Source organism: Caulobacter sp. (assembly GCF_039596335.1).
Taxonomy (GTDB): domain Bacteria; phylum Pseudomonadota; class Alphaproteobacteria; order Caulobacterales; family Caulobacteraceae; genus Caulobacter.
Window position 1 is genome coordinate 291,069 of sequence record NZ_JBCNJZ010000007.1, and the last position, 23,819, is coordinate 314,887.

27 protein-coding genes are annotated in these 23,819 nt (G+C 66.7%); 8 read left to right on the forward strand and 19 right to left on the reverse strand.

What is annotated here, in order from left to right; translation table 11 throughout:
- Positions 1-141: 141 nt before the first annotated feature.
- From ABDW31_RS16730 to ABDW31_RS16740, 3 genes are all read right to left on the reverse strand, one after another.
- On the reverse strand, positions 142-2,745 hold the full coding sequence (locus tag ABDW31_RS16730; protein WP_184719111.1) for a heavy metal translocating P-type ATPase: 2,604 nt from the start codon (positions 2,743-2,745) through the stop codon (positions 142-144).
- Between the two features lie 10 nt (positions 2,746-2,755).
- Complete coding sequence (locus ABDW31_RS16735; RefSeq protein ID WP_172274616.1) at positions 2,756-3,109, reverse strand: DUF190 domain-containing protein; 354 nt, start codon at positions 3,107-3,109, stop codon at positions 2,756-2,758.
- Between the two features lie 356 nt (positions 3,110-3,465).
- Positions 3,466-3,798 carry a hypothetical protein gene (locus ABDW31_RS16740; protein ID WP_343699111.1) on the reverse strand — a complete coding sequence of 111 codons (333 nt, stop codon included), beginning with the start codon at positions 3,796-3,798 and terminating at the stop codon, positions 3,466-3,468.
- A 370-nt stretch (positions 3,799-4,168) separates the two neighbouring features.
- Between ABDW31_RS16740 and ABDW31_RS16745 the strand changes: the two genes are divergently transcribed.
- Genes ABDW31_RS16745 through ABDW31_RS16755 form a run of 3 tightly spaced genes read left to right on the forward strand, consistent with a single transcriptional unit; the run spans position 4,169 to position 6,193 of the window.
- Positions 4,169-4,942: an exodeoxyribonuclease III gene (locus tag ABDW31_RS16745; protein ID WP_184719109.1), complete on the forward strand. Its 774-nt coding sequence runs from the start codon at positions 4,169-4,171 to the stop codon at positions 4,940-4,942.
- A complete protein-coding gene (locus ABDW31_RS16750; protein WP_221444669.1) occupies positions 4,939-5,406 on the forward strand; it encodes a hypothetical protein in 468 nt (155 codons plus the stop codon). The genes ABDW31_RS16745 and ABDW31_RS16750 overlap by 4 nt, the downstream gene beginning before the upstream one ends.
- Positions 5,407-5,458: 52 nt before the next feature.
- The gene (locus ABDW31_RS16755; RefSeq protein ID WP_184719108.1) at positions 5,459-6,193 is read left to right on the forward strand and encodes a hypothetical protein; all 735 of its coding nucleotides are present in this window, start codon (positions 5,459-5,461) and stop codon (positions 6,191-6,193) included.
- Positions 6,194-6,235: 42 nt separating this feature from the next.
- Here the strand turns inward: ABDW31_RS16755 and ABDW31_RS16760 are convergent, their stop codons facing one another.
- Both ABDW31_RS16760 and ABDW31_RS16765 read right to left on the reverse strand, forming a co-directional pair.
- Complete coding sequence (locus ABDW31_RS16760) at positions 6,236-7,006, reverse strand: hypothetical protein (protein ID WP_184719107.1); 771 nt, start codon at positions 7,004-7,006, stop codon at positions 6,236-6,238.
- Positions 7,007-7,251: 245 nt separating this feature from the next.
- Positions 7,252-7,797 (reverse strand): antirestriction protein ArdA, encoded by a 546-nt coding sequence (locus tag ABDW31_RS16765; protein WP_184719106.1) that lies wholly within the window; start codon positions 7,795-7,797, stop codon positions 7,252-7,254.
- Positions 7,798-8,078: 281 nt separating this feature from the next.
- Here ABDW31_RS16765 and ABDW31_RS16770 point away from each other — a divergent pair, with 281 nt between their 5' ends.
- From ABDW31_RS16770 to dinB, 3 genes are read left to right on the forward strand one after another with little or no spacing between them, the layout of a single operon-like run.
- Positions 8,079-8,378 carry a hypothetical protein gene (locus ABDW31_RS16770; RefSeq protein ID WP_343699112.1) on the forward strand — a complete coding sequence of 100 codons (300 nt, stop codon included), beginning with the start codon at positions 8,079-8,081 and terminating at the stop codon, positions 8,376-8,378.
- A complete protein-coding gene (locus tag ABDW31_RS16775) occupies positions 8,375-8,947 on the forward strand; it encodes an alpha-ketoglutarate-dependent dioxygenase AlkB (RefSeq protein ID WP_343699113.1) in 573 nt (190 codons plus the stop codon). The genes ABDW31_RS16770 and ABDW31_RS16775 overlap by 4 nt, the downstream gene beginning before the upstream one ends.
- A gap of 53 nt (positions 8,948-9,000) precedes the next feature.
- A complete protein-coding gene (dinB, locus tag ABDW31_RS16780) occupies positions 9,001-10,068 on the forward strand; it encodes a DNA polymerase IV (RefSeq protein ID WP_343699114.1) in 1,068 nt (355 codons plus the stop codon).
- A 4-nt stretch (positions 10,069-10,072) separates the two neighbouring features.
- Here the strand turns inward: dinB and ABDW31_RS16785 are convergent, their stop codons facing one another.
- A complete protein-coding gene (locus ABDW31_RS16785) occupies positions 10,073-10,591 on the reverse strand; it encodes a hypothetical protein (RefSeq protein ID WP_343699115.1) in 519 nt (172 codons plus the stop codon).
- Between ABDW31_RS16785 and ABDW31_RS16790 the strand changes: the two genes are divergently transcribed.
- Both ABDW31_RS16790 and ABDW31_RS16795 read left to right on the forward strand, forming a co-directional pair.
- Entirely contained in the window at positions 10,590-11,138 is a 549-nt protein-coding gene (locus ABDW31_RS16790; protein WP_343699116.1) for a hypothetical protein, read from the forward strand. The genes ABDW31_RS16785 and ABDW31_RS16790 overlap by 2 nt on opposite strands.
- 67 nt (positions 11,139-11,205) lie before the next feature.
- A complete protein-coding gene (locus ABDW31_RS16795; RefSeq protein ID WP_343699117.1) occupies positions 11,206-11,385 on the forward strand; it encodes a hypothetical protein in 180 nt (59 codons plus the stop codon).
- Positions 11,386-11,406: 21 nt separating this feature from the next.
- Here the strand turns inward: ABDW31_RS16795 and ABDW31_RS16800 are convergent, their stop codons facing one another.
- The 13 genes from ABDW31_RS16800 to ABDW31_RS16860 all read right to left on the reverse strand — a co-directional run bounded on the left by ABDW31_RS16800 (position 11,407) and on the right by ABDW31_RS16860 (position 23,781).
- Positions 11,407-13,428, reverse strand: a complete 2,022-nt coding sequence (locus tag ABDW31_RS16800; protein ID WP_343699118.1) for an ATP-binding protein — start codon at positions 13,426-13,428, stop codon at positions 11,407-11,409.
- A gap of 179 nt (positions 13,429-13,607) precedes the next feature.
- Positions 13,608-13,823, reverse strand: coding sequence for a DUF2274 domain-containing protein (locus ABDW31_RS16805; protein WP_343699119.1), 216 nt, complete (start codon positions 13,821-13,823; stop codon positions 13,608-13,610).
- Positions 13,820-14,977, reverse strand: coding sequence for a TrbI/VirB10 family protein (locus ABDW31_RS16810; protein ID WP_343699120.1), 1,158 nt, complete (start codon positions 14,975-14,977; stop codon positions 13,820-13,822). The genes ABDW31_RS16805 and ABDW31_RS16810 overlap by 4 nt, the downstream gene beginning before the upstream one ends.
- The gene (gene trbG, locus ABDW31_RS16815; protein WP_343699121.1) at positions 14,974-15,774 is read right to left on the reverse strand and encodes a P-type conjugative transfer protein TrbG; all 801 of its coding nucleotides are present in this window, start codon (positions 15,772-15,774) and stop codon (positions 14,974-14,976) included. The genes ABDW31_RS16810 and trbG overlap by 4 nt, the downstream gene beginning before the upstream one ends.
- On the reverse strand, positions 15,771-16,457 hold the full coding sequence (trbF, locus tag ABDW31_RS16820; protein ID WP_343699122.1) for a conjugal transfer protein TrbF: 687 nt from the start codon (positions 16,455-16,457) through the stop codon (positions 15,771-15,773). Before trbF ends, trbG begins: the two co-directional genes overlap by 4 nt.
- 2 nt (positions 16,458-16,459) lie before the next feature.
- A complete protein-coding gene (gene trbL / locus ABDW31_RS16825; protein ID WP_343699123.1) occupies positions 16,460-17,719 on the reverse strand; it encodes a P-type conjugative transfer protein TrbL in 1,260 nt (419 codons plus the stop codon).
- Positions 17,716-17,943, reverse strand: coding sequence for a putative entry exclusion protein TrbK-alt (gene trbK-alt / locus ABDW31_RS16830; RefSeq protein ID WP_343699124.1), 228 nt, complete (start codon positions 17,941-17,943; stop codon positions 17,716-17,718). Before trbK-alt ends, trbL begins: the two co-directional genes overlap by 4 nt.
- Complete coding sequence (trbJ, locus tag ABDW31_RS16835; protein ID WP_343699125.1) at positions 17,940-18,656, reverse strand: P-type conjugative transfer protein TrbJ; 717 nt, start codon at positions 18,654-18,656, stop codon at positions 17,940-17,942. The genes trbK-alt and trbJ overlap by 4 nt, the downstream gene beginning before the upstream one ends.
- Complete coding sequence (gene trbE / locus ABDW31_RS16840) at positions 18,653-21,106, reverse strand: conjugal transfer protein TrbE (RefSeq protein ID WP_343699126.1); 2,454 nt, start codon at positions 21,104-21,106, stop codon at positions 18,653-18,655. Before trbE ends, trbJ begins: the two co-directional genes overlap by 4 nt.
- A 3-nt stretch (positions 21,107-21,109) precedes the next feature.
- A complete protein-coding gene (locus ABDW31_RS16845) occupies positions 21,110-21,376 on the reverse strand; it encodes a VirB3 family type IV secretion system protein (RefSeq protein WP_343699127.1) in 267 nt (88 codons plus the stop codon).
- Positions 21,376-21,696 carry a TrbC/VirB2 family protein gene (locus ABDW31_RS16850; protein WP_343699231.1) on the reverse strand — a complete coding sequence of 107 codons (321 nt, stop codon included), beginning with the start codon at positions 21,694-21,696 and terminating at the stop codon, positions 21,376-21,378. Before ABDW31_RS16850 ends, ABDW31_RS16845 begins: the two co-directional genes overlap by 1 nt.
- Positions 21,697-21,778: 82 nt before the next feature.
- The gene (trbB, locus tag ABDW31_RS16855) at positions 21,779-22,687 is read right to left on the reverse strand and encodes a P-type conjugative transfer ATPase TrbB (RefSeq protein WP_343699232.1); all 909 of its coding nucleotides are present in this window, start codon (positions 22,685-22,687) and stop codon (positions 21,779-21,781) included.
- 197 nt (positions 22,688-22,884) lie between these two features.
- Complete coding sequence (locus tag ABDW31_RS16860; protein ID WP_343699128.1) at positions 22,885-23,781, reverse strand: 3'-5' exonuclease; 897 nt, start codon at positions 23,779-23,781, stop codon at positions 22,885-22,887.
- Between the last annotated feature and the right edge of the window lie 38 nt (positions 23,782-23,819).

A 23,819-nucleotide genomic window follows, 5' to 3' on the forward strand; every position in this document is an offset into this window, starting at 1 on the left:
TCGCGCGGTAACCGATGCCGACACCCAGCAGAACGAGCGCCAATGCTATGCACGCCAGCGCCGCCCCGAGATCGATCCAGGCGCGCCGGACGCTGCGCCTGGCTAACGCCGTCGCGAGATCCTCTCCACGATCAGGCCCGGTCATGGCGCACGCATCGTTTTCGCCACGGCCAGCTGGGCGGGCTGGGCGCCGCGCTCGCGGAAAGCGAGCAGGCGTAGCGCATTGACCACCACCAACAGCGTCGAGCCTTCGTGGAAGATCACGGCCTCGCCGATTTTCATGCCGAAAATCGTCGCCGGGATCAGGAACGCCACGACACCGAGACTGACCCAGAGGTTCTGGCGAATGATGGCGCTGGTGCGCCGGCTAAGACCGACCGCGAACGGCAAATGATTGAGATCGTCGGCCATCAACGCCACGTCGGCGGTTTCGAGCGCCACGTCCGAGCCGGCCGCGCCCATGGCCACGCCGACGGTGGCGTTGGCCATCGCCGGGGCGTCGTTGACGCCATCACCGACCATGGCCGCCTTGCCGAACTTCTGGCGCAAGGCCTTGATGGTCTCGACCTTGTCTTCCGGCATCAGGCCGCCGCGAGCCTCGTCCAGGCCAAGATCGCGCGCGATCGCGTCCGACACCGACTGATTGTCGCCCGAGAGCATGACCATGTGCTTGATACCCAGCGCCCGCAGACGCTGGATCACCGCGCGGGCCGCCGGCCGGGCGGTGTCCATCAAGCCCAGAACGCCCAGATAGCGCTCTCCCTGGCGCACCATCACCACCGTGCGGCCGCTCGCCTCCAGGCGCTGGGCATCAGCCCACACCGCCTCTGGCGGCCGGTGCCCCTCGCCACTCTCGAAGAACTTGGGCTTGCCGATCACCGTCGCCAACCCGCCGACCCGGGCCTGAATGCCTTGGCCAGTCAGACTCTTGATATCGGTGGCCTCCAGACGCGGTCGCCCCTCCAGCCTGGCCTCACCGTCGCGGACGATGGCCGCGGCCAGGGGGTGGTCGCTGAGCGCTTCGACGGCCACGGCGACCGCTAGCAATTCATGGTCCTCGACGTCCTCGGCGGGAACCACGTCCGTCAACTTGGGCCGCCCTTCGGTCAGGGTGCCCGTCTTGTCGAAGGCCAGGGCCGTCAGGGTCCCGAGGTTTTCCAAGGGCCCGCCGCCCTTAACCAGGACCCCTCCCCGCCCTGCGCGGGCGACACCGCTCAGGACCGCACTGGGCACAGAGATGGCCAGGGCGCAGGGGCTGGCGGCGACCAGAACGGCCATAGCCCGGTAGAAGCTGACGCTGAACGGCTCGTCGATCACCAGGAACGCCAGCATCAGCAGGCCCACGAAGACCAGCACCAGCGGGACGAACACCTTCTCGAACCGGTCGGTGAACCTCTGGGTTGGCGAGCGTTGCGCCTCGGCCTCGGCGACCATGCGCACCACGCGCGCCAGGGTGGTTTCGCCGGCCTTGCGCGCCACGCGCACGTCGAGCGCGCCCGCGCCGTTGATCGTGCCGGCGAAAACGCGGTGCTCGGCGCCGGCCTTGGCGAAGTCCAAGGCGGTCTCCTGGCTGGCGCGCTTGTCGACGGGAATGCTCTCGCCCGTTACCGGGGCCTGGTTGACGCTGCTTTCGCCGCTGACGACGACCCCGTCAGCGGGGATGCGCTCATTCGGGCGCACCAGGACGATGTCGTCGATCGCCAAGGCCTCGACCGGGACGTCTTCCACACGGCCTTCACGCCGCACCAGAGCCCGCTCCGGAGCTAGTTCGGCCAAGGCCTCGATCGCCCGGCGCGCACGCCCCATGGCATAGTGTTCGAGGGCGTGACCGATGCTGAACAGGAACAGCAGCAGCGCGCCTTCGGCCCATTGCCCCAGCGCCCCGGCGCCGGCGGCGGCCACGAGCATCAGGGTGTCGATCTCGAAGCGTCGCTTGCGAAGGTTCTCCACCGCCTCGGTCAGGGTGAACCAGCCGCCAAACACATAGGCCGCGCCGTAGAACACCAGCGGGATCCAACTGTCGCTCTTCAGACTGATCAACCAGCCGCCCAGAAGCATCACCCCTGACAAGATCGCGAAGATCAGCTCGGTCTTCTCGCCCAGCAGGCCGCCATGCGCGTGGTTGTGGTCCTGGCCCGATCCTGGCCGATCCTGGCCATGGTCGTGGCCGTCGTGGGCGCCGGACTTTTCCGACTTTACGCCGCCGCTGGCATGCTTGTGTCCAGCGCCATGCGCGTGACCATCGTGGTCACGGCCATGGACCTTGGATGACGACACGCCTGCGCCCGTCGTCGTTTGATCGCTCTGGAGCTTGCCCCCGGCCGACCGGATGGCCGCGCGCAAAGCGGTCTCGTTAGTTTGTTCGCGATCGAATTCGACAAAGCCGCGCCCTGTTGCGGCCACCTCGGCCGTCACCACGCCCGGCAGCGCACAAAGATCGGCGGCCAGTCGTCGCGCATTGGCGACGGTCAGGGTGCTGGCTAGACTGAAGGTGAAGTGGCCGAAGCGATCACTGATCGTTCCGCCCGCCTGCAGTACGAAGGCGCGAAGCTGTCCCAGAGCAATCTGGGTGTCGTCGTAGTGGATGCATAAGACGCCCTGCCCGGGCGCCTCGTGATCGACATGGGCGTCGAGGACGCCGGGTCGCCCCGCCAGCACGGTGATCAGACTCGAGACGCAGGCCCCGCAGGCGTCGGCGTCACGCGGCAAGACCAGGGGAAGGGCTAGGCGGAGCTTGTCGGACATGGCGCGTCTCCTACTCGGCGTGCGGCTGCGCGCGATGGCCGCCGTAGCGCAGCACCTCGACCTTCTCGAAGGTCATCAGGCCGATGTCCTTCAGATCGGCCAGGGCCGGGAGGAAAGCGCGCAACCGCGCTTCCTCATCGACGATCTCGATGACGATGGGGAGATTGTCGTTGAACTCGAAGGGGCGCGGTTCGTGGACGCGGGCCGACTCGCCAAAGCCCTTATTGCCGCGCAGCACGGTTGCGCCGGCCAAGCGCGCTTCGCGGGCGCGTTGGACGATGACGTCCCGCAAGGAACGGTCGCCGACCGAGGCGTTGTCGTCGGTATAGATGCGCAGCAGGACCGCTTGTCCGGGAATCTGCATGAAGTGTCTCCAGTCTCGTCACGCCCGTCGCGGGCTCTGCGCGCGACGGTGGGGTTGGAAGGCTTAGCGCCGGCGTGATGCAAGGGGGGCTGAGATCACGCCGGCGCCCCGACCAGCGACGCTCTGCTCAGCGACGCTGACGGTTCCTCAACTGGGGTCTGGCGACCGGGGCCCAGTTGGAGGATCGGGTGTGCGATGAGGCGCTGGGGCTGAAACCAGAGCGGTTCAGGCGCGAAGTCTCACAACGCGCCGGCGTGCAGCCGCTTGAGGCGACCGGTCACGCAGGACGAACAGCATGGGGGTTGGACCCTAGAGCCTTAAACGCGGACAATCCGCCGATCGGCGGAAGGCGTGGGTCAGGCCCTGGGTGGGCGATCCAGCAAGTCGGCGCGCGCGGTCAGCGGTCGCGAATCTTGCTCTGGCCGCCAGTCGGCGGGGCTGGCGACGGCGACCGCCTCGGCGGCGAAGGACGTCGGCAGGCTCAAGCCGTGGGTCACGCAGTGGCCCGTGCAGGCAATGGCGGTGCTCTTGGCAGGCGCTTGGCGTTCTCCAGAGTCCTTCAGGACAGCTGGCGCACTACCCTGGATGGTGAGCGTTAGCGGCGCCGCCGAGCGCAGGGATTCCATAGCCTCGTGCTCGGCTGGACCGCAGACCACGACGCCGAAAACAAAGACCATCGCGACAAGCATGACCATGAGCTTGGCGACGGCGCGTCGCACGGCTCCCCCACGGCGTGAAATCCGCAAAGCGGTCTCGCCGCTAAGTGCCCGAGCATGGAAAGCCATAGCCGCCATCACCGAACCTATACCGCCACGATGAGGCCTTCGAAATGCGTTATTTAATTACATGTTACATAATCACACCCCATCATGTCTTTCTTCGCGGACGCGAAGACTGAAAACGTCTGATTTTCAGACCTTGGATAGACTTACATCAAGCGTTTGCGTGGGTTGCGACACCCCATCGCATGTCGCCTGACGCAAGCCATCGGGCTGAACGCCCACCCAGCGCCCTCGTCGCCCGCTGGAACGCCTTCGGCTTGAACCCGATTGAGCTTGGGTGCGGATCGCGACCTTCAACATCAACAATGTGCGCAGCCGGTTCGACATCCTGCTGGAGTGGTTGGATGCGGCCCAGCCGGATGTCGTCTGCCTGCAGGAGTTGAAGACCGAGCAAGCCGGCTTTCGGGTCGAGGCCCTCGAGCAGATGGGTTATGGCGCGGTTTGGAAAGGTCAGCGGACCTGGAATGGCGTGGCGATCCTGGCGCGCGGCATGACGCCGGTTCTCACTCGCACCGCCCTGCCGGCCGATCCCGATAAGAGCCAAGCCCGCTACATCGAGGCGGCGGTGAACGGCGTGCTGATCGGTTGCCTGTACCTGCCCAACGGCAATCCCAATCCCGGCCCAAAGTTCGACTACAAGCTGGCCTGGTTCGACGCCTTCAACGTCCACGCCCAGACCCTGCTGGACAGCGGCGCGCCCGTCGTGCTGGCCGGCGACTACAATGTCGTCCCGACCGAGGCCGACATCTACCCCCGCCATTCCTATGGCGACGACGCCCTGCTGCGGCCGCAAAGCCGGGCTGCGTTCCAGCGCCTGCTGGATCAGGGCTGGACCGACGCTGTGCGGGCGCTCCATCCCGATGCGCTGCCTTGGACCTATTGGTCGTATCTGCGCGAGCGCTGGCCCAGGGACAAGGGTCTGCGGATCGACCACCTCCTGGTCTCGCCTAATCTGGCTGATCATCTCCAGGATGCGGGCGTCGATCGCTGGGTCCGCGGCCTGGACGGCGCCAGCGACCACGCCCCCGCCTGGATCGTGCTGTCACGATGAAGGCGGCCGTCCCGGTCACGCCCGACGGCCGCTATCTGGTCGTTCGTGGCCGCTTGTGGCGGGCCAGCAACCCGGCGCTGCCGCCAGATTGTCGTCAGGCGCTAGTGAACGCCTTGATGGCGGCCCGCCGGGCGGTGCGCGCGGCCTTGGCGGCCGGCGATCCCCAGCAGCTTTCCCTGGCCCGCGCCCAGGTCGACGCGGCCAAGGTCGGGCTGGGTGAGCGGGGACCGGTGTGGTGGACCGATGGCGCGCCAGACTTCAATCGCCATCTGGCCAAGACCACGCCCTATGCCGACTGGTGGGCCGACCTCACTCAGACCGAACGACGCTCGAACGCCGACGCGCCGTCACGCCAGGGCACATTGACGCCTGGCCCGCGGGCGCACAAATTGAACGCGGATCGCAGTTCCAGACGAGTCGTCGGGTCAAACACTGCTTCAGACCGTTTGCTACCGCAGCCCTGATGATCGCGGTCGCGGCATAATCGACGATCTGCGGCCGACCATTGAGGCTGTGATGAAGACGTTCCTCGACCTTGCGGCGCTGCCGGCGCTGAAAGAAGACCTGCGCCACGCCCTGCCCGGCGCGCGCGCCTCCGACCGCATCGAAGCCCTGGCCCGGGGCCTGGGCTACAACACCTATGCCGCCCTGAGAGCGGCGTTAGCCCGTGGCGGCGTCCTGGTCGCACTGGACGACCTGGCGTTCCAGGCCTATCTGGCCGCGCGCGGCGACCCACCGAACGACCGGGTTCTGCGCCGAACCTTAGCCAAGCTTGATCTGCGGCGGGCGATGGACCGCGAGGCCGACCTGACGACGGCGGGCTTCGGCGTGGGCTGGGACCGGCGTGAGACGGCTGCGGTGCGTCGGGAGAAGAAGAGGCAATGGCGCGCGGACCTGCTGCACGATGTTTCGGCCGACGAGTTCGAACTGGCGCGGCTCTATGTCGACCAGTTGGTCCCACGCAAGACGCTGAACCGCGACTTCAGCACCTATGGCCTCAAGCACCAGGCCGAGCGCCTGTCGCGCGACCGGGGGATCGCCGCGCACCTGGGCAACTACGTACCCAACGGGGTGTTCATCGCCGCGGCGATCTCGGCCGGCTTCACGGTCAAGCGGTGCCAGCCCGACGACTTGAACGGCTTCATCAACGCCACGACGCCCAGCATCAGGGCCGCTCAGACAGGACAACTGATCGATCGGACGACGGCGTCCTGCGTCCTCGGCCACGCCTTGGACATCGTGACCGGCTAGGCCTTGCGGCGGGCTTGGGAGGCCAAGCCCGCCGCAACCAAACTATACGACACCTCGGCCGGCGAGGTAGGCGCGGCCCCAAGTCCGGATGCGCTCCTCGACCGCCATTCGCCGCCGCAGGAGAGCCCTGAAAGTCGGGTCGGTGTCGATGATCTCATTGGATCCGGCCGCGTCGATCCGTTCGTCATGCTCGGCGCAGAGGGCGATAAACGCGTCGATCTCGTCCGGTAGCGGATCCTTGGGCGCCTTCTGCGTCAGCCAGTCCTCAAGGCTCAGGTTTGCCTTGGTCGCGCGCCGCGTCTCGTAGGCGCGCTGGGTTTCGGAGAAACCGGCGATCAGGGCCGCAGGATCGGGCAAAGTCGGTTCGTAGATGCGGACGCGCCGATTGCGCGGGCGCAGGTCAAAATCGAAGTCCACGCCGTAGCTGGGATCCTCGACGAAGAGGATGGTCTTCTCGTCGGCCGGTTTGGGCGTGATGTCGACGAGATCGCCTTGGGGACTGCGCCAGACGCAATGGAACTCCGCCGTGACGATCGCCGGCGGCCATTCCCAGATCGTCCAGCCATAGACCGGCGCGCCACCATCGGCCGCCACCTTCAACCGCACGCCGTCGCTGCACCAACCGTAGCGGCCGAGGGGATCCGACACGACGGGGATGAACGCCGCCGGCACACCTCCCAGTGCTTGACAGAAGGCCAGGATGGACGGCGTCAAGGCCGGGGGCGTGGTTTCGGTCGCCTTTTGCCGGGCCTCCCGGTCCTGGGCGAACAACTGCTTTGAGGCGATTTCGATCTCGCCGTCCGTCATCACCATGCGCCCTGCCTCGCTTCCAATGGTCAAGCTTGACGATAGGTTGATTTCCAGGCCCGGCGCCACCCCATAGACGTAAAGCGTAGCCTTAGCCGACCAAGTCTAGCGTCGCCGCAGGCCCCGCCCTATCCTTGCGCCATGCCCCCTCGCCTCCGCCCGACACCCCGCCTGCTCACCCCCGCCGGCTGGACCGCCCTTGCCGCCGTGGCGCTGCTGGCCGCCGCGATGGTCACGGTCGTGACGCGCGCCTAGCGCGTCCAGAAGACATGCACCGCGTCCGGCGCGGTTTCGACGGTAAAGACCTCGCCGTTCAGCCGCGCGTCGCGGGCCATGGCCTCGTAATCGATATAAAGCCGCAGGGCCTGCGGGATTTCGACGGTCTCCTCGGTCAGGTCCTGGAAGCTGTCGGCGAGGCTTGAGAAGCAACCGCGATACTGGCCCTCGAGCGCGGCCTCTGCCGCCTCCAGATCGCCACCGACCTCCGCCAGCACCAAGGCGCCAAGCCGTCCACGGGCGCGCAGGAAGCCCGCGATCTCGACCACCCGCGCGATCCCCGCATATTCGGCGATCTCGACCCCGCCAAATCCCTCGTGGTCGTGGATCGCGAACTCTTCGGCCATTGGCTCGGGCGAGGCCTCCAGCATCGATCGGATCGCGGCCCAAACTGCTTCGGCGTCGCTCTCGACCTCGATCCAGGCGCCATGCAGAACGCCAGCGTTATAGGCGGCCAGACACGCAACATAGATGCGGGGCGCCAGAGCACCAAAGCCAAGGTCATCAACAGCTTGTCCCATCATCCTCATCCTTCAAGGCAGGGTTCGATCACTCGAACCCTTGCCCGTCGGCGAGACCGGGGGTGCAAGCGGAGGGGCGGCTTCGCGGGGACCCGGCTGCAGGCCGGCAAGGCCGGCCGAAGCTGGGCGGAAGGCGATCCGCAGCGCGCTGGGGGCGGAGCCCCAAGACGGCGCCCTGCGCTAGCGGCCGAGGGACCTGGCAGTCGGTCCAGGGTTCGCGCCCTGGTCGATTGACTCCGCAGCCCCAAGAAGAACAATTAGAGAACTTCAAGGAAATCTCCATGCCGACCTCCTCCCACCCCGGGCGCATCGCGTCCGCGGACAAGCCGCCGCGCGTCTATCGCCGCGCCGTCGAGAAGCTGACCCGTCACCGCGAGCGATACGGCGATCCGACTGCCCGCACCCTTTATTTTACCTTCCCGGGCAGTCGCCGGGCCTTGCGCAGCCAAGTCACCTTCGTGTCGACCGAGCACGTGCCCGACTTCGAGGGGGATGAGGCTTGGTTCGAAATGGAGCTGGTGGCCGGCGTTCCCTGGTCCTGGTGGCGGGCCGTCCGCCAAGTCGAAGCGCCCAGCCGATGAGCGGTCAGCTCAGCCTGTTCGCGCCCCCGCCGCCCGCCATGCCCGAGGGCTTTCTCTACCAGCCCGACCTGATCGGCGAGGACGAGGAGCGCGACTTGGTGGGTCGCTTCCAGGATCTGGATTTCCAACCCTATGAGCATCAGGGCTATCTGGGCCATCGCCGCGTGGCCGCTTTCGGATGGCGACGCGACGCCCACGGCCACATGGTCGAGACGGGCGAGCCGATCCCCGACCTCCTGCGGCCGCTGCTGGCCAAGGTCGCCGGCTTCACCGGCCTGGCCATCAGCAGCTTCCGCCACGCCCTGGTCACCGAATATGCCCCGGGCGCGGGGATCGGCTGGCATCGTGATCGCCCGCCGGCCGTGGCGATCGCCGGGGTCTCGCTCCTCTCGCCCTGCGCCTTTCGCCTGCGCCGCAAGACCGGCGAGCGCTGGGCGCGGGCGACGCTGCAGGCAGAGCCGCGTTCGGCCTATCTGATGTCTGGCCCCTCCCGCAGGGATTGGCAGCACAGCATCCCGCCCGTCGAGGCCCTGCGCTACTCGGTGACCTTCCGCACGGTGCGAGCCTAGCGCCACGCGTCAATGTTCGAATTTTGTTCGCATTCGTGATAGAAGGCCGGGCCATGGAGTCGCCGCCCCGCAAGATCATCCATATCGACATGGACGCCTTCTATGCGTCGGTCGAACAGCGCGATGACCCCAACCTGCGCGGCAAGCCTGTTGTGGTCGGCTCGCCGGCCGCGCGCGGGGTAATCGCCGCGGCCAGCTACGAGGCGCGCCAGTTTGGGGTGCGCTCGGCCATGCCCTCCAGCACGGCGCTGCGCAAATGCCCGCAGTTGATCTTCGTGCCGCACCGGTTCGAGGTCTACCGGGCCGTCTCGCGCCAGATCCACGCGATCTTCGCCGACTTCACCGATCTCATCGAACCTTTGTCGCTGGACGAGGCCTATCTCGACGTCACCGCCGACAAGGCCGCTCTGGGCAACGCCACCGACACCGCCCGGCTGATCCGCCAACGCATCCACGAAGCGACCGGCCTGACCGCCTCGGCGGGCGTCTCCTACAACAAGTTCCTGGCCAAGCTGGCCAGCGACCAGAACAAGCCCAACGGCCAGTTCGTGGTTGGTCCGGGCAAGGGCCAAGCCTTTGTCGCCAGCTTGCCGATCGGCCGGTTCTACGGGGTCGGCGAGGTCACCGAGCGCAAGATGAAGGCCCTGGGGATCGAGACCGGCGAAGACCTGCACCGCCAGAGCCTGGAGTTGCTGGTCCGCCATTTCGGCCGATCGGGTCCCTGGTTTTACGGCGTCGCGCGCGGGATCGACGAGCGTCCGGTCAATCCCGATCGCGAGCGCAAGTCCTCGGGCTCGGAGACCACGTTCGAGACCGATCTTCTGGACACCACCCGGATCGAAGCCGAGGTCGCGGCCCTGGCCGACAAGGTGTTTTCCTGGTGCGAGACGGCCCAGGCCTACGGGCGCACCGCCACGGTCAAGATCAAGTACGCCGACTTCGAGCAGGCCACCCGCCGCCGGTCCCTGGCCGACGCCATCGTCGACGCCGCGACCTTGCGCCAGCTGGCCCGGGATCTGGTGCGCTCGGTCTATCCCCTGCGGGCCGGCGTGCGCCTTCTGGGCGTGACCGTCTCCAGCTTCGCCAGCGCGCCTCCGGCCGTCCAGGCCGCCCTCGTCTAGTCGCCTAGTCGTCTGACTGAAGCACTTCGAGCAGGTCAGGATTGATCGCGAGATAGCCGCCTTCCGCGAAGGGCTGCAGAAGCAGGAAGCCAGCGGACTCCAGAATACGCCAGATTCTGCCCTGAGCGCGTTCCAGCCACCTTTGGATAGCGATCAGCCGCCGCGTCATCGCCTCACATCCATAGTGGTCCAGATCGCCAGGCCAAGCGCCATAGTGAAACAGGCGGTGGACAAAGTAGTCGCGCTTGTCCTTGACCCATTTCAGATAGGCGATGTCGGTTGCGGCAATGCCATGCCGCTCCAGGATCTTGATGAGTGAGCCGATGGTCGAGCCCTGCAGCAAGTCGCGCTTAGCGACCAACTGCTCCCAGCGCTTCATGTCCGGCCCCAAGGCTTTTTCCAAGCGGACGCGATTGCACATCATCATCGCGGAGATCAGCATCTCCTCGAACTGGCCAACGGCCAGATGGGTCGCGGCGATGTGCTGACAGTACATCAGACGACGAAAATCAAGATCGTCCATGCTGGCGATCGTGTCGGCTAACTGCTCTTTGGTGAAGCTAGGATCAAACACGCGCTCTCCTACGGGCGTCGCGCCCAAACCGGCACCGATCGGCGAAAGAAGGGATGCTCTTGTGAATCCGGAATTGACGCAAATCCCCGCGCGGATCTTGGGGTTGGCAACAGGAGCGTTGGCTCAGGCGAACCAGCATGCGGCTTTCGCCGATCCCGGCAACGAACATTGGGACTTCATCTCGGTGCTGAACACGGCCCACGCCGGCGAGCTTTTCCTCAAGGCGATCATCGCCAAACGTCACCCACTACTAATTTTCAAGGACGTCGCCAGCCTAGACGACAACCAAGCCAAACAACTCGACATGCCGACGCTGCTGACCCGTGGCCGCACGCACGATTTCGAGAAGCTGCCGCAAGTCCTATGGGCTACGACGGGCCTGCGCGTGCCAGATATGCAGTGTTTTGAACGGCTACGGAGAGCCAGAAACGCCATCCAACTTCTGCGCGCCAGAACAGGAGGACTTTCGAGCTCTGTCGCTGGAGTTCATCTATAAGATTATCGACCCCCTGATCGCCAAGGAATTCAACCTCATCGCGATCGAACATCACGAAGACCACAGCGTGGGGTACGACTACGTCGTCCAGCAAGTACTTTACGCCGGACTGAAGTTCACCGTGCCCGACGACTTCAACATCACCGAGATCGACCTGAATGACGCCCTCAACGACAATAGCGCGTCGTACAAGAAGTGGTTTAAGCGGGAACTGCAGCGGGTCGGCAAATCAACCCTGCTCCCATGATGGCCCGTAGAAAGAGCGTGCCTATTTGGGCGTGAAGAAGCTCTTTCCCGAAATCCCGGCACGATCGAAGAACGCCTGGTTACGACCGCGCGCGTCGGTCAGTAGCGCGTCCCAACCAATCAACTCGATGGAGCCCCGGAAGCCGTCACGGGGTTGATAGATGCGCCCGCGACCATCCGCCGTCCGCTGCCAGGAGAACGTCCACTCATCTAGCTTACCGACGATGTCGGCGACGACGAAGCAGTAGAAGACGGTGCGCTCGTCGAGCTTGATAGGCCTTCCCTTGACGTCGCGCATATCACCAGTCTGAAGCCGGCGCACGTAACGTTCAACCTGTAGCGCTGGGTTCTCGCTATCGGCATAGCTTGAGCGCCCCGGTCGCTTGAACTCGACCAGTAGAACCTTTGACGGCTCCTCGACCTGACGCAAGCCATGGACGTGATCAAAGATCAAAACGTCCGGCCGCTCATCACTGTCTATCGCATCCGAGAGGACCGAGAACTCCTCGTCGGAGCTGAAGTACTGCGCGAAGGTCAGCCGCTCATCGACGATCCACAGGTCGTGGGACGCCGCGGCCTCGACCTTGCGGCTGCCATCCTCAAGGGTGTTGACCCGCAGCGGACAGATGAACGAGTGCAAGACGTCCTCGCGCTGGTAGGCGCTGTCGCGCGTATCGTCGCGAACTTTCTCGAGCAGGATCTCGATAAAATCCAAGACGACTTTACGGCGAACCACGTACTCGGCGAGACTTCGCTGCTCAGAGTCCTCCAGAGCTTTTCCTGCCTCAGCAATAGCCGCCGAGAAGGACGACACGTCCGCGGCGCCATCCTTCAGCCGTGTCAGAACGTTTCGGATCTTTTCCGCCTGACGCTGGTCACGACGGAAACGCTCTCGTGACAGATGCCCGTAGATTGCATCGCCATTTAACTCGCCCGACGGAAGCTTTGCCTGCAATTCGGCGGTGTCGCCGAAGGCCACCGAGGGATAGGTCTCAGTAATCTCCTCGATTTTTATCCGCTGCTCGCCGCTCAGCTTGGACAAAGGCTCAGCGAGAAAAGCCTCGATGTGCTGGGTGCACACGTCGTTGATGATCTTCTCAAGGATAGCGTCTTCGAACATGAACGCCGTGCGTTCCTGATTGACATTCCGGTCTAGGAATTCGCCCGTCAGGATAGCGTGAAACACCCGATCATGGGCCTCGCCGAAATATTTGAGCCCAAGCTTGCCATCGATGCTTTGGGAGTGGACCGTGCGGTCGTGGGCAATGAAGTGGACGAAGTGCGATCCCTTCAGGTCGGTGCTGGCGACCTTGTCGCATTCCATCAAGGTGAGGAAGAGCGTGCCGTAGGCCTCGGTCTCCAGCTTCACCGCAGTTTGTTTGCGATGGACGATCTTATCGATATCGGCCGGATACTGCCGCGTTTCATCGCCGACATGCACCGTGACCTGCGGACAGCGCCCGCCGATGAAGGTCGGCAGAAAGTGCGACGTCAGGTGCTGGAACACGAAGCTGTCGCGCCCGGGGAACTTGGTGAAGTAGGCGTTGTCGCGAAGACCCGTGAACTTGACGTGGAATGAGGTCTCGCGCGCGTCCGACGCGTCCTCGATCACGTGGTTCTGAATCTGGTCCTGATTGGCCAGCACGAATTCGAAGCGCCGCCGTTTGCGGGCGCCGTTCGGTTCATCAAAGACGCTTGTGACGTTGGTGCGCTGGAAACAGTCGAGCCACAAAAGGCGACCGACACCTTTCCCACCAATAAGGATCTTGTTGTCGCTGTCGGTGGTCGTGAAGGCTTCCCAGTTACGCTCATCAAGACCCACACCGTTGTCTTCGACGGTGGCCCAGACGTTCTCTTTCTTTCGTTCGGTATTAACGGTGACGACGATGCGCCCCTGCATCGTCACCTGATCGGCAAACTTGGCCTGGACCGAATGGATCGAGTTGCTGATCGCCTCAAAAAGCGGCTGCATTGCCGCGGCGACGTTGGTCGGCTTGGGCAGACGGTCGATGCGCTTGACCAGATTGGGCCGGAGCGAGGTCATCAGGCGACGCCCACGGTGCGTCGAGTCACGTTCTCGCCCACGTTCCCTAGATCCTTGGCCAACATCCCGCCCCCGAGTCTGTTCTTGGGGCCTGACAATAGCCATGTGGCGCTCGATTTCGACGGAAAAAGCGATGCCCAGACCGAGGACCCATGCGCCGCCAGGACCGGTCGCTAACGTCAGGGCTTGCGCCCCCGCACAAACGCCCGGTCGGTGGCCATGAACCGCGCCAGCATCGGCGCCACCAGCCTGGCCGGTTCGGGCGCCTTGCCGCCAGTCTCGGCCGCGTGAGCCTGCGCATAGGCCAGCAGATCGCGATGGATGGCGGCTGGCAGGTCCAGGGTGATCTTGATCGGTGTCTCGTCCTCCAGTGGACCAAGCTTCAGTTTGCTCATGGGACCTTCCTTTCGACATAGGGTTCAAGAACCAGGTCGCGGGTCAGCAGCACCCGCAGGGGCGCGCCGGGGCGGATGGTCAGGGTCGGCGCCAGATCGAGAGATCGACCGACCGTTTGCTGGCCGACGCTGTTGGCCGTGTCGCGCCCGGCCCGCCGCAGGGCCCGCAGCAGATCGTCATCCTGGCGGGACGATCCGATCTCGGTTCCAATGGCCAGGAGCGTGCTGAGGCCGGCGGCAGCGAGCACCCGGCGGCCGTGACGATCGACGCCATCCTGCAGGCCAGCCATGCCCTGCTCATCGGCGCCCGGTAGCTTGTCCAGCACGATTGAGCGCCCCGATGGCAGAATCAGCCGCGTCCAGGTCACCGCCAACCGGGACTGCCCTCCGCGCGCGCCGGCCTCGTAGTCGCCGATCAGGCGGGCCCCGGCCGGGATCAGCAGCACGCCGCCCCCGAGACTGTCGAACACATCCTGGGTGACCTGGGCGATGGCCAGGCCCGAGACGTCCGACCGCAGGCCGGTGACCAAGGCCGCCGGAATGATCGCGCCAGCCTGCAGGATGTAGGGCGAGGCCGGAGCCTGAAGCCGTTCGGTGCTGGTCGTTCGAGCATCGACTGCCGCGCTCGCAGCTGGCGGCGACGTAGCGTCCAGCCCGGACGTCGTCGCGGATGTCCGGCGCGACGAAGCCGGCAGAAAGAGACCGCTGGCGATCGCCGCCTGGCGCGCGTCGCGCTCGGCCGCCCGGCGCGGATCCGCCAGCGGTGTCGCGGCCGACCCAGGCGAGGCGCCCATCGGCTCCGGCAGCGTCGCAGGCGTTCCGCCGGCCTTCGCCCGGCTGGCGGCCAGGATCGGCCGCCCCAGGTCGCCGGGCAAGGGCGGCCCCAGCGCCGGCACGTGGGCGGGGCCGACATAGCCGCCAGGCAAGGCGCTGACCTGCTCGGGCGGCTGGGGTGGGGTGAAGGTCGGTTCGCGCTCTGCGGGCTTGCGCCTTTCCATCAGCGACCAACCCAGCGCTCCAGCGAGCCCTAGCGCCAGAATGACCGAGACCACCATCAAGGCCCGCCGCGACACCCGCGCTACTGGGGCCGAAGCGGTCCGCAGTCGAAGCGTCTTTGCGATCTGGCTTTCGTGCGCGTCGCGTTCCTCGCTCATGGGGTCGACTCCTGGATGACGTACTGAGGCTGAGCCTTGCGGGTCAGGCGCACGGCGATCGCGCGCCGCTTGCCGCCTAGGCGCAGCTCCGCGCGGTCGAACAGACGGTCCGTGACCAGACGCTGGTCCTCGATGCGGTAGTTGATCAGTTCGGCGGTCTTGCCGTCCGGGCCCAGGCGATAGAGCGGCGGCAGGTCCGAGACGTCGATCCCAGGGCCGAATGCGACGTAGACTTGGCGGCCGTCGTCAAAGAGTCGGACCGGACGCCAGGGCGGATGGGCGCCTTCGATCTTGTAGCCGATGTTGATGCGGCGCTCCGACGGCCCTGTCGGCGGCCTGTTTGCCAGAGCCAGCGGCGCGGCCACGAGCACGACCGGCGGCGGCGGATAGACCCAGGCCACTTGCGAAAGCCAGGTCCGCGCCGAGGCTCGAAGCTCAAGGTGGTAGGTGCGCCGGTCGGTGTTGATCAGGAGATTAGTGGACAGGTTTGCCGCCGTCGGCTTGACCAGAACATGCACCCGCCGCGCGGCGCCTAGGCCGCTGACGGTGTCGCCGATCACCCAGCGGGCGGTGTCGCCGGCGGCGATAGCGCCCTCGCCCACCAGGGCTTCTCCAGGCTCCAGGACAATGTCGGTGATGCGGCCGGGCGTGGCGATGATCGGATAGACCGTCTCTTCATTATAGATGAAGCGCTTGCCCCCGGCCGGAACCTGCAGCTGGGCCGGCGTCGCGGCCAGTACGCCCAGCGGCCAGGCAGCGACCACCACGGCCACCAGGAAATCACGCCGCCGGGTCATGCGCCGTACTCCTTCGACCAGGCGATCGCCGAGACGAAGATGCCCAGCGGATTGGCACGCAGCGCCTCGGCGGTGCGCGGCGGCTTGATCACCAGGGTCAGGATAGCCGTCCAACGCTCGGTCGCGGCCAGTTGGCCGTCGGCGTAGCGCTTCTCGACCCAGCCGACCTGGAAGCTGGACGGCGTAGCGCGCACCACACTGGTCACCGTAACCGTCACCTGAGCACGGCCGACCTGGGCGAAGGGATCCTGACGACGGGCATGGTCGGACAGCACGGTCGCGCCCGCGGTGTCGACGAAGTCGTAGGCGCGTAGCCATCCCTGGCGCATGACCACCGGGTCGGTGGAGATGGTCCGCACATCGGCGATGAACCGCGCTAGGGTCCAGGCGATCATAGGATCGGTGGGTCGGGCGCCCTGCACGGCCGGGGCGGTGATCCGCGGCCCACCGTCGCGCGAAACCTCGACCACCCAGGGGGTCACCGACCCGCGCGTGGCTAGCCAGGTCAGGCCACCACCAAGGGCAAGATTGGCCGCCAGCAGCCCGAGGGTCGCCATCCGCCAGTTGGCGGCCTGGACACGCGCTGCGCCCATCCGATCGTCCCAGGCCTGGCCGGCGCGTTGGTACGGTGTTTCCGGCTGCGGGGTCGCGCCGTAGCGCGCCGATCCCTTGAAGGGGTTCATGGTCAGTCCTCCTTGAGGCTGGGCGCGGCGCCGCCGCTGGATCCATCGCCGCTGCCGAGGGCGTGCAAGGCCATGCCCGCGCCGTGGGCCAGGGCCTGCTTTTGGTGAAGGTCGCGCGCCCAGGCGGGCGCATCAGACGAACCGCCGCCCCCCTGCCCTCCGCCCTGATCGCCGCTGGCGCCGCCGGTAGGCTTGGAGGGTGACGCGGTGCTGGCCGCGCCGCCGCCAGAGCCGCCGCCATTGGGCGAGGATGGCCCTGAGGGATCGGACGGGCCGGATGGCGATGGCGGGGCTCCACCGCTCGGACCAGCCGGCGGCGCACCGCCCCCCGCCGCCCTCGCGCCAGCCAGGCCTGTGCCCAGCGCCGTCGTTCCAGCGACGGTCATCTGGGCGGCGGCCGCGCCGGCCATGGCCATGCCTCCTACCACCAGGCCGGTACCGACCGCCGCTCCCGCGCCCAGCTGCGGCGCGCCCGAGACCAGACCCGAAGCGATGCCAGGCCCGAAGATCGACAGCCCCAGGAGTGTCAGGGCCGCCAAGCCCATGGCTAGGACCTCCTCCAGGGTCGGCTGGCCAGTGGAGGCGCTGGTAAACTCCGAGAACAACGACGAGCCGATGCCGACGATGACGGCCAGCACCATGACCTTCACGCCCGAGGCGATGACGTTGCCGAGCACCTTCTCGGCCAGAAAGGCGGTGCGGCCGAAGAGGCCGAAGGGGACGAGCACGAAGCCGGCCAGGCTGACGAGCTTGAACTCGATCAGCACCACGAAGACCTGCACGGCGATAATGAAGAAGGCGACGATCACCAGCAGCGCCACGGCCAGAAGAATGACGATCTGGACGATGTTCTCGAAGAACCCGGGAAACCCGCCCAGCTCGGCGGCCGCTTGCAGAATCGGTTTGCACGCCTCGATCCCAAGCGCGGCCAGTTTGCCCGGCCGCAGGAAGTCTTCGGCCGAAGCGCCGGCGGCGCTGGCCTTGAGCCCCAGCCCTGCGAAGCTGCGCATCACGATGCTGCTCAAGGTCTGGAAGTTGCCGATCAGGAAGGCGAAGAACCCGACATAAAGGGTCTTCTTGATCAGTCGGGCCAGGATGTCTTCGCCCTGCGACCACGCCCAGAAGAGCGCCGCCAGGGTCACATCGATGGCCACCAGGGTGGTCGAGAGGAACGCGACCTCACCGCCCAGCAGCCCAAAGCCGCTGTCGATGTAGGTGTTGAAGGTGTCAAAGAAGCGATCGATGACGCCGGCGTCGTTCATGGACGCCCCCCGCCGAAGAACCGCTGCCTGGCCGCGATCCAGGCCGCCCGGCAGGCCGGATCGTCCTGGGCCGCCTCGCCCAGCGCGCGACAGCGGGCCAGCTGCGGGTCCGACATCGTGGCCGGCGGCCGGATCGGCGACGGGGCCTGGGACCGGCTCGCCGCCACGAGCGCGCCCCCGACCAGAATGAGAAGAACGGTCCCCCAGACGAGGGCCCGGGTCATGGCTGGTCGGCGCTCCCCATGAACTTGACGAAACGGGCCTTGGCGTCGGCGCGGGCGGCGGCGCGGTCGGCCGCCTCCAGGGCCTGGGCGCGGCCTTGGGCGGCGTTCAGCGCGATCAGGTCCGAGAGTTGCTGGGCTTGCAGGGCCAGAAGCTGGTTGCCCGCCTGGGCCGCCTGCAATCCGCCGACCGCGCCCTGGCTGGCGCCCACCAGGCTCTCCAGCTCGCCGCGACTGGCGCCAAGGCCCCCGACCACGCCAGCCTGGACCTTCAGGGCGTCCTCGAACCCGGCCACGGCCGCGGTCCAGCGCGCATCGGCCCGCGCTGTCAGCTGGGCCTCGCCGGCGGACAGGTCCACGGCCTGGTAGTTGGAACGGAACGCCTGCTGGATCTGGTCGACGTCATAGGCCAGGGCTTGGGCTTGGCCGAGCAGTTGGCGTGTCCGCTCTACCTGCCCCCGTAGCGCGGCAAGAGACGAGTACGGTAGGCCCGCCAGGCTCTTGGCCTGACCGATCAGCATCTGCGCCTGGTTCTGCAGCGAACTGATCTGGTTGTTGACCGTCTGCAGGGTACGCGCGGCGGTCAGCACGTTCTGGGCATAGTTGCTCGGGTCGAAGACGGTGAACTGCGCCTGGGCGGGCGGCGGCGTCAGGGCCAGGCCCACGAGGATGGGCGCGCCGAGCAGCGTCGCGACCAGGCGGCGGGAGGCGTTCATGGCGAGATCTCCGTGGATTGCGCTGAGAAGCTGGGAATGGGGGATGGATCGGCGGCGACCAGATCGGCGGCCCAGGCCAGTCCCTGGCGGCGTAGCCAGGTGGCCGCGAAGCCACTGGCGCCATGGTCGGCCAGCACCTGCCCAATCGCCGCCTGGTCTGTTTTCGAGGATGCGGCGCAGACGGCCAGGGCCACGGGTCCTAGGCCCAGGTCGAACAAACGATCACCGACCCGCGATTGCAGGTAGTAGTCGCGGGTTGGCGTGGCCCGGGCGAGGATTTCGATCTGTCGCTCGTTGAGCCCAAAGCGCGCATAGGCGGCCGCGCCCTGTGGCTCCAAGGCCCTGGGGTTGGGCAGGAAGATACGCGTCGGACAGCTTTCGATGATCGCCGGCGCGATGGCGCTGTGGTCGATATCGGCCAGAGACTGGGTGGCGAAGACGACCGAGGCGTTCTTCTTGCGCAGGGTCTTCAGCCATGTGCGCAACTGAGCGCCGAAGGCCGGGTCGTCCAGGGCTAGCCAACCTTCGTCGATCAGGATCAGCGTGGGCCGACCATCCAGTCGCCGACCTATGCGATGAAAGAGGTAGGCCAGAACCGCAGGGGCCGCGGCGCTGCGCGCCAGCCCCTCGGTCTCGAAGACCTGGATGTCGGCCTCGCCGAGTTTTTCGTCAGCGCCATCGAGCAGCCGGCCCCACGGCCCGCCCAGCACGAAAGGGGCCAGCGCGGCCTTGAGCGGCTGACTGGCCAGGAGCGCCACCAAGCCGGTCAGGGTCCGTTCGGGGCTCGGCGCACTGGCCAGGCTGCCCAGAGCAGCCCAAAGGTGCTCGCGCTCGGCCGGTGCCATCTCGACGCCCTCTCGCGAGAGCACCGCGGCCAGCCAATCGGCCGCCCAGGCGCGCTCGGCGGGGTCGTCGATCAAGGCCAAGGGCTGGAGGCCACAAGCCATGGCCGCGTCGATGCCCAGATCATGGAACTCACCGCCCATCCCGAGGGCCGCAGCACGGCTGGACGCGCCGAAGTCGAAGGCGAAGATCTGGGCGCGAGGGTAGCGTCGAAACTGCAGGGCCAGGACCGCCAGCAACACGCTCTTGCCCGCCCCTGTCGGCCCCACCATCAGGGTGTGACCGACGTCATCGACATGCAGACTCACTCGAAACGGCGTTGAGCCGGCCGTGCGGGCGATCAGCAGCGGCGGGCCCGCCAGATGGTGGTTGCGCTCGGGCCCCGCCCAGACCGCCGACATCGGGGCGATGTGGGCCAGATTCAGGGTCGACAGCGGCGGCTGGCGGACATTGGCGTAGACATGGCCGGGCACACTGCCCAACCAGGCCTCGACCGCGTTGACGCTCTCGCGGATGACGGTGAAGTCACGCCCCTGGATCACCTTCTCGGCCAGGGCCAACTTGGCGTCGGCTAGGGCCGGATCGACGTCCCAGACCACTAGGCTGGCGGTCACGTAGGCATAGGCCACCGCGTCGCCGCCGAGATCCTGCAGGGCCAGGTCGGCCTCGGCGGCCTTGTTGGCTGCGTCGTTGTCGACGAGAGGCGAGGCCTCCTGGGTCAGCGCCTCGCGCAGCAGGAGCAGCACCGACTTGCGTTTGGCGAACCACTGGCGACGGATCCTGCCCAGGAGGCCGACGGCCTCGGTCTTGTCCAGGCAAAGGGCGCGGGTCGTCCAACGATAGGCGAAGGCCAGGCGGTTGAGGTCGTCCAACAGCCCCGGCAGGGTCGCGGGCGGAAAGCCTACCAGGGTCAGGATCCGCAGGTGGGCATCGCCCAAACGTGGCTCCAGCCCGCCGGCCAACGGCTGGGTGGCCAGGAGCGCGTCCAGATGCATGGGCGTCTCGGGGACGGCCACACCCTGGCGGTCGGTTGAGACCGCGCCATGCAAGAAGCTTAAGGTCCCTGCGTCATCCAGCCATCCGACCTTGGGCATCAACCCGTCGAGCAGCGCCGGCAGCCGGTCGGCGCGATCGATGAAGGCGGCCAGTTCCGCGCGCCAATCGATTCCGCCGCCGACGCGGCCTTCGATGAACAATCCCTCGATGCGGCCGCGCCGATCGGCCGGCGGCAGGTAGGTCAGGGTCAGGTAGTAGCGACTCTCGAAATGGGCGCCGGCCTCGACGAAGGCGGCCTTGCGCTCCTCGTCGATCAGGGCCGACAGGGGGTCTGGAAAGCGGCTGATCGGATAGGCCGCGGCGGGGTCGCGGCGGGCTTCCACAAACAGCGCCCAGCCCGAGCCGAGCCGGCGCAAGGCGCCGTTCAGCCGCGCGGCGACCGCGCCGATCTGGCCTTGCGTCGCCGAGTCCAGATCGGGACCACGGAACTCGGCGGTCCGCTGAAATCCGCCGTCCTTGTTCAACACCACGCCGGGCGCGACCAGGGCCGCCCACGGCAGATAGTCGGCCAGTCGCGACGACGACCGGCGGTATTCCCGAAGATCGAGCATGGCTCAGACCTCCAGATAGGCCGGAAGCCGGACATGCCGGCGACCCACGTCGAAGATCTGCGGGTCGTGCCGGGCGGCCCAGACGGCCAGGCCATGGCCGACCAACCAGACCAGCAGGCCCACGACCCACAGCCGCAAGCCCAGCCCCAGGGCCGCGGCTAAGGTGCCATTGACCAGGGCGATCGCGCGCGGCGCGCCCGCCAGCAGCATCGGCTCGACCAGCGCCCGATGGACGGGCGCGGACAGCCCCATCGCTTGATCGCCGGCCATCAGACCACCGCCCCGCCGCCGAACGAGAGGAACGACAGAAAGAAGGAGCTGGCGGCGAAGGCGATCGACAGACCAAAGACGATCTGGATCATCTTGCGCGCCCCGCCGGAGGTCTCGCCGAAGGCCAGGGACAGGCCCGTGACGATGATGATGATCACCGCGATGATCTTGGCGACGGGACCTTCAACCGACTCCAGGATCTGCTGAAGCGGCTCTTCCCAGGGCATGCCCGAGCCCGCGGCCTGGGCCGGCTGACTGGCCAGCAGGGACGCCACCAGCAGGGGCGCAGCGCGGGTGAGATGGCCCAGGCCGTCCAGCATCGAGCCGGACAACAGGCGTGCGCGCAGGCGCGAGGGTTCTCGCGTGGACATCTGAAAATCTCCGAGATTGGGGGCTAGGGTCTCAGGCGGGACTGAGCTGGTAGGCGCCGTCGGGTCCCAGACCCTCCAGACGCGCGAGGTCCGCCAGACGGCGTTGCCGCCCCCTACCCTGGAGGACCGCGATGAGGTCGATGGTTTCGGCGATCAAGCCCCGCGGCACGATCGCCACCGCTTCCTGGATCAGCTGCTCCAGGCGCAACACCGCGCCCAAGGCCGATCCCGCGTGTAGGGTCCCGACCCCGCCCGGATGGCCCGTGCCCCAGGCCTTGATCAGGTCCAGGGCCTCGGGCCCGCGGACCTCGCCGATGATGATGCGGTCGGGCCGCAGCCGCAGGGCCGAGCGAACCAGATCCGTCAGGCTGGCCACGCCATCGCAGGTGCTCAGCGCCACCTGGTTGTCGGCCGCGCACCTTAACTCCGGCAGATCCTCGGCGATGATCACCCGGTCACCCGTGCGCGCCATCTCGGCTAGCAGGGTGTTGACCAGGGTGGTCTTGCCGCTGGAGGTGGGACCGACCACGAGGATATTGGCCTGCTCGCGCACGGCGCTGGCCAGAACCTGCGCCTCCCGGTCGTCCATCACCCCGTCACGAACATAATCTTCGAAACCGAAGACCAAGCCGGCCGGTTTGCGGATGGCGAAGGTGGGCGCGGTCACCACGGGCGGGATCCAACCTTCGAAGCGCTCGCCGGCGCCGGGGAGCTTGGCCGACAGGCGTGGCCGTGCCGTATGGATCTCGCCCGCGACGTGGTGGGCGACTAGGCGCAGGATCCGCTCGGCGTCCTTGGCCGGGATGGTCAGTTCCGCGTCGACTAGTCCAGCGTCGAAGCGGTCGATCCAGACCCGGCCATCGGGATTGAGCATGACCTCGGCGACCCCGGGGTCTTCCAGTAGCCCCAGGAGCGTGGCGCCCAGGGCGGTGCGCAACATCTGGCGGCTGCGCGCGAGTCCGGTTTCGGTTTCGGAAAGGTCCACGACGGATCCCCGTTGCTTACGGGGATGACTAAAGGGACCTGGAAATGGCCGGTCTCAACCGCCAAATCGGCGCGTCGTAGAGTGGCGTGGAAAGACAGGCAAACGTCGGTCGTCGCGACGCTAGGCCAGCCGAGGGATCTCTCAGTGTGGCCCTAGCACCGCTCAGAGAATCGATCGTAAGCGTCGATGCATCGCGTACGCAGGTCGATCTCGCCGGCGTAGATTTCCTGACGCAAGTAGGTCAATTCGGCGTCCTTGTCGGCATCCGTGACGTCGATGTACCAGCATCGCGAAGGGACCACGTCGTCGCCGTTCCAGCGGTAGCCGCGAGCTTTCAATCGGTCCTTCATGGCGAAGGGCGAGTTCTCCGCCCAAATCCTCCAGGTCGGCGTCCGCGCCCGTTCCAATAAGGCGGCCATGGCCGGCCCCCCGCTCCGCGGGAGGTCGGCGGCCAGAAGCTCAATGGCCGCGGCACAGTCGTTCACGGCGCGATGGCGGTCGTAAAAGAACCCTGCCCCGGCCGCGAGCCAGGCGAGCTTGACGCCCTCGTGCCCCTCTGCGGCCCAATCGACCTGGCTCATCGAGCAAGCCCAGGGCTTGGTGCGAAAAACCTCGCAAAACCGCTCCAGGAAGCGTCGATCGAAGGCGGCATTGTGGGCGACGATCAAATCCGCCGAAGACGCCACGGTCGCTACGGCGTCCACATCGATCGCCTTGCCAGCGACCATGGCGTCGTCGATGCCGGTCAGCGCCGTGATCTCCGCCGAGATTGGACCAGCAGGCTGGCGTAGGCCTTGGAAAGCCTCGCCGATTTCATAGATCCGCCCATCCATCCCGTAATGGAAAGGGATCATGGCCAACTCGATGATCTCGTCGGCGCGCCAATCCAGGCCCGTCGTCTCGACATCAACGAAGAGACCCGTTCGGATCGGAACGCCCTCGGGAACGGGGATCGCGACGCGCGGCGCCAGACGGCGCAGCACGCGATAATCGCCGCTGTCCTCCAGGATCGCGGCCATGGTTTCAAGATCGACGCTCTGCGTGTCCATGGCTCTAGACATACCACTCTTGACGATTCCCCCGACGG

Bases quoted from the DNA above. Each gene is read 5' to 3' on its own strand.
- ABDW31_RS16785 (WP_343699115.1), bottom strand. From the start codon at position 10,591: ATGGACGATCTTGATTTTCGTCGTCTGATGTACTGTCAGCACATCGCC.
- ABDW31_RS16860 (WP_343699128.1), bottom strand. From the start codon at position 23,781: ATGGACACGCAGAGCGTCGATCTTGAAACCATGGCCGCGATCCTGGAG.
- ABDW31_RS16740 (WP_343699111.1), bottom strand. From the start codon at position 3,798: ATGCTTGTCGCGATGGTCTTTGTTTTCGGCGTCGTGGTCTGCGGTCCA.
- trbG (WP_343699121.1), bottom strand. From the start codon at position 15,774: ATGACCCGGCGGCGTGATTTCCTGGTGGCCGTGGTGGTCGCTGCCTGG.
- ABDW31_RS16775 (WP_343699113.1), top strand. From the start codon at position 8,375: ATGAGCGGTCAGCTCAGCCTGTTCGCGCCCCCGCCGCCCGCCATGCCC.
- ABDW31_RS16735 (WP_172274616.1), bottom strand. From the start codon at position 3,109: ATGCAGATTCCCGGACAAGCGGTCCTGCTGCGCATCTATACCGACGAC.
- dinB (WP_343699114.1), top strand. From the start codon at position 9,001: ATGGAGTCGCCGCCCCGCAAGATCATCCATATCGACATGGACGCCTTC.
- trbL (WP_343699123.1), bottom strand. From the start codon at position 17,719: ATGAACGACGCCGGCGTCATCGATCGCTTCTTTGACACCTTCAACACC.
- ABDW31_RS16810 (WP_343699120.1), bottom strand. From the start codon at position 14,977: ATGAGCGAGGAACGCGACGCGCACGAAAGCCAGATCGCAAAGACGCTT.
- ABDW31_RS16750 (WP_221444669.1), top strand. From the start codon at position 4,939: ATGAAGGCGGCCGTCCCGGTCACGCCCGACGGCCGCTATCTGGTCGTT.
- ABDW31_RS16730 (WP_184719111.1), bottom strand. From the start codon at position 2,745: ATGTCCGACAAGCTCCGCCTAGCCCTTCCCCTGGTCTTGCCGCGTGAC.
- ABDW31_RS16770 (WP_343699112.1), top strand. From the start codon at position 8,079: ATGCCGACCTCCTCCCACCCCGGGCGCATCGCGTCCGCGGACAAGCCG.
- ABDW31_RS16845 (WP_343699127.1), bottom strand. From the start codon at position 21,376: ATGGCCGGCGATCAAGCGATGGGGCTGTCCGCGCCCGTCCATCGGGCG.
- trbB (WP_343699232.1), bottom strand. From the start codon at position 22,687: ATGTTGCGCACCGCCCTGGGCGCCACGCTCCTGGGGCTACTGGAAGAC.
- ABDW31_RS16790 (WP_343699116.1), top strand. From the start codon at position 10,590: ATGCTGGCGATCGTGTCGGCTAACTGCTCTTTGGTGAAGCTAGGATCA.
- ABDW31_RS16755 (WP_184719108.1), top strand. From the start codon at position 5,459: ATGAAGACGTTCCTCGACCTTGCGGCGCTGCCGGCGCTGAAAGAAGAC.
- ABDW31_RS16760 (WP_184719107.1), bottom strand. From the start codon at position 7,006: ATGGTGATGACGGACGGCGAGATCGAAATCGCCTCAAAGCAGTTGTTC.
- ABDW31_RS16800 (WP_343699118.1), bottom strand. From the start codon at position 13,428: ATGACCTCGCTCCGGCCCAATCTGGTCAAGCGCATCGACCGTCTGCCC.
- trbE (WP_343699126.1), bottom strand. From the start codon at position 21,106: ATGCTCGATCTTCGGGAATACCGCCGGTCGTCGTCGCGACTGGCCGAC.
- ABDW31_RS16850 (WP_343699231.1), bottom strand. From the start codon at position 21,696: ATGCTGGACGGCCTGGGCCATCTCACCCGCGCTGCGCCCCTGCTGGTG.
- ABDW31_RS16765 (WP_184719106.1), bottom strand. From the start codon at position 7,797: ATGGGACAAGCTGTTGATGACCTTGGCTTTGGTGCTCTGGCGCCCCGC.
- trbJ (WP_343699125.1), bottom strand. From the start codon at position 18,656: ATGAACGCCTCCCGCCGCCTGGTCGCGACGCTGCTCGGCGCGCCCATC.
- trbF (WP_343699122.1), bottom strand. From the start codon at position 16,457: ATGAACCCCTTCAAGGGATCGGCGCGCTACGGCGCGACCCCGCAGCCG.
- ABDW31_RS16805 (WP_343699119.1), bottom strand. From the start codon at position 13,823: ATGAGCAAACTGAAGCTTGGTCCACTGGAGGACGAGACACCGATCAAG.
- trbK-alt (WP_343699124.1), bottom strand. From the start codon at position 17,943: ATGACCCGGGCCCTCGTCTGGGGGACCGTTCTTCTCATTCTGGTCGGG.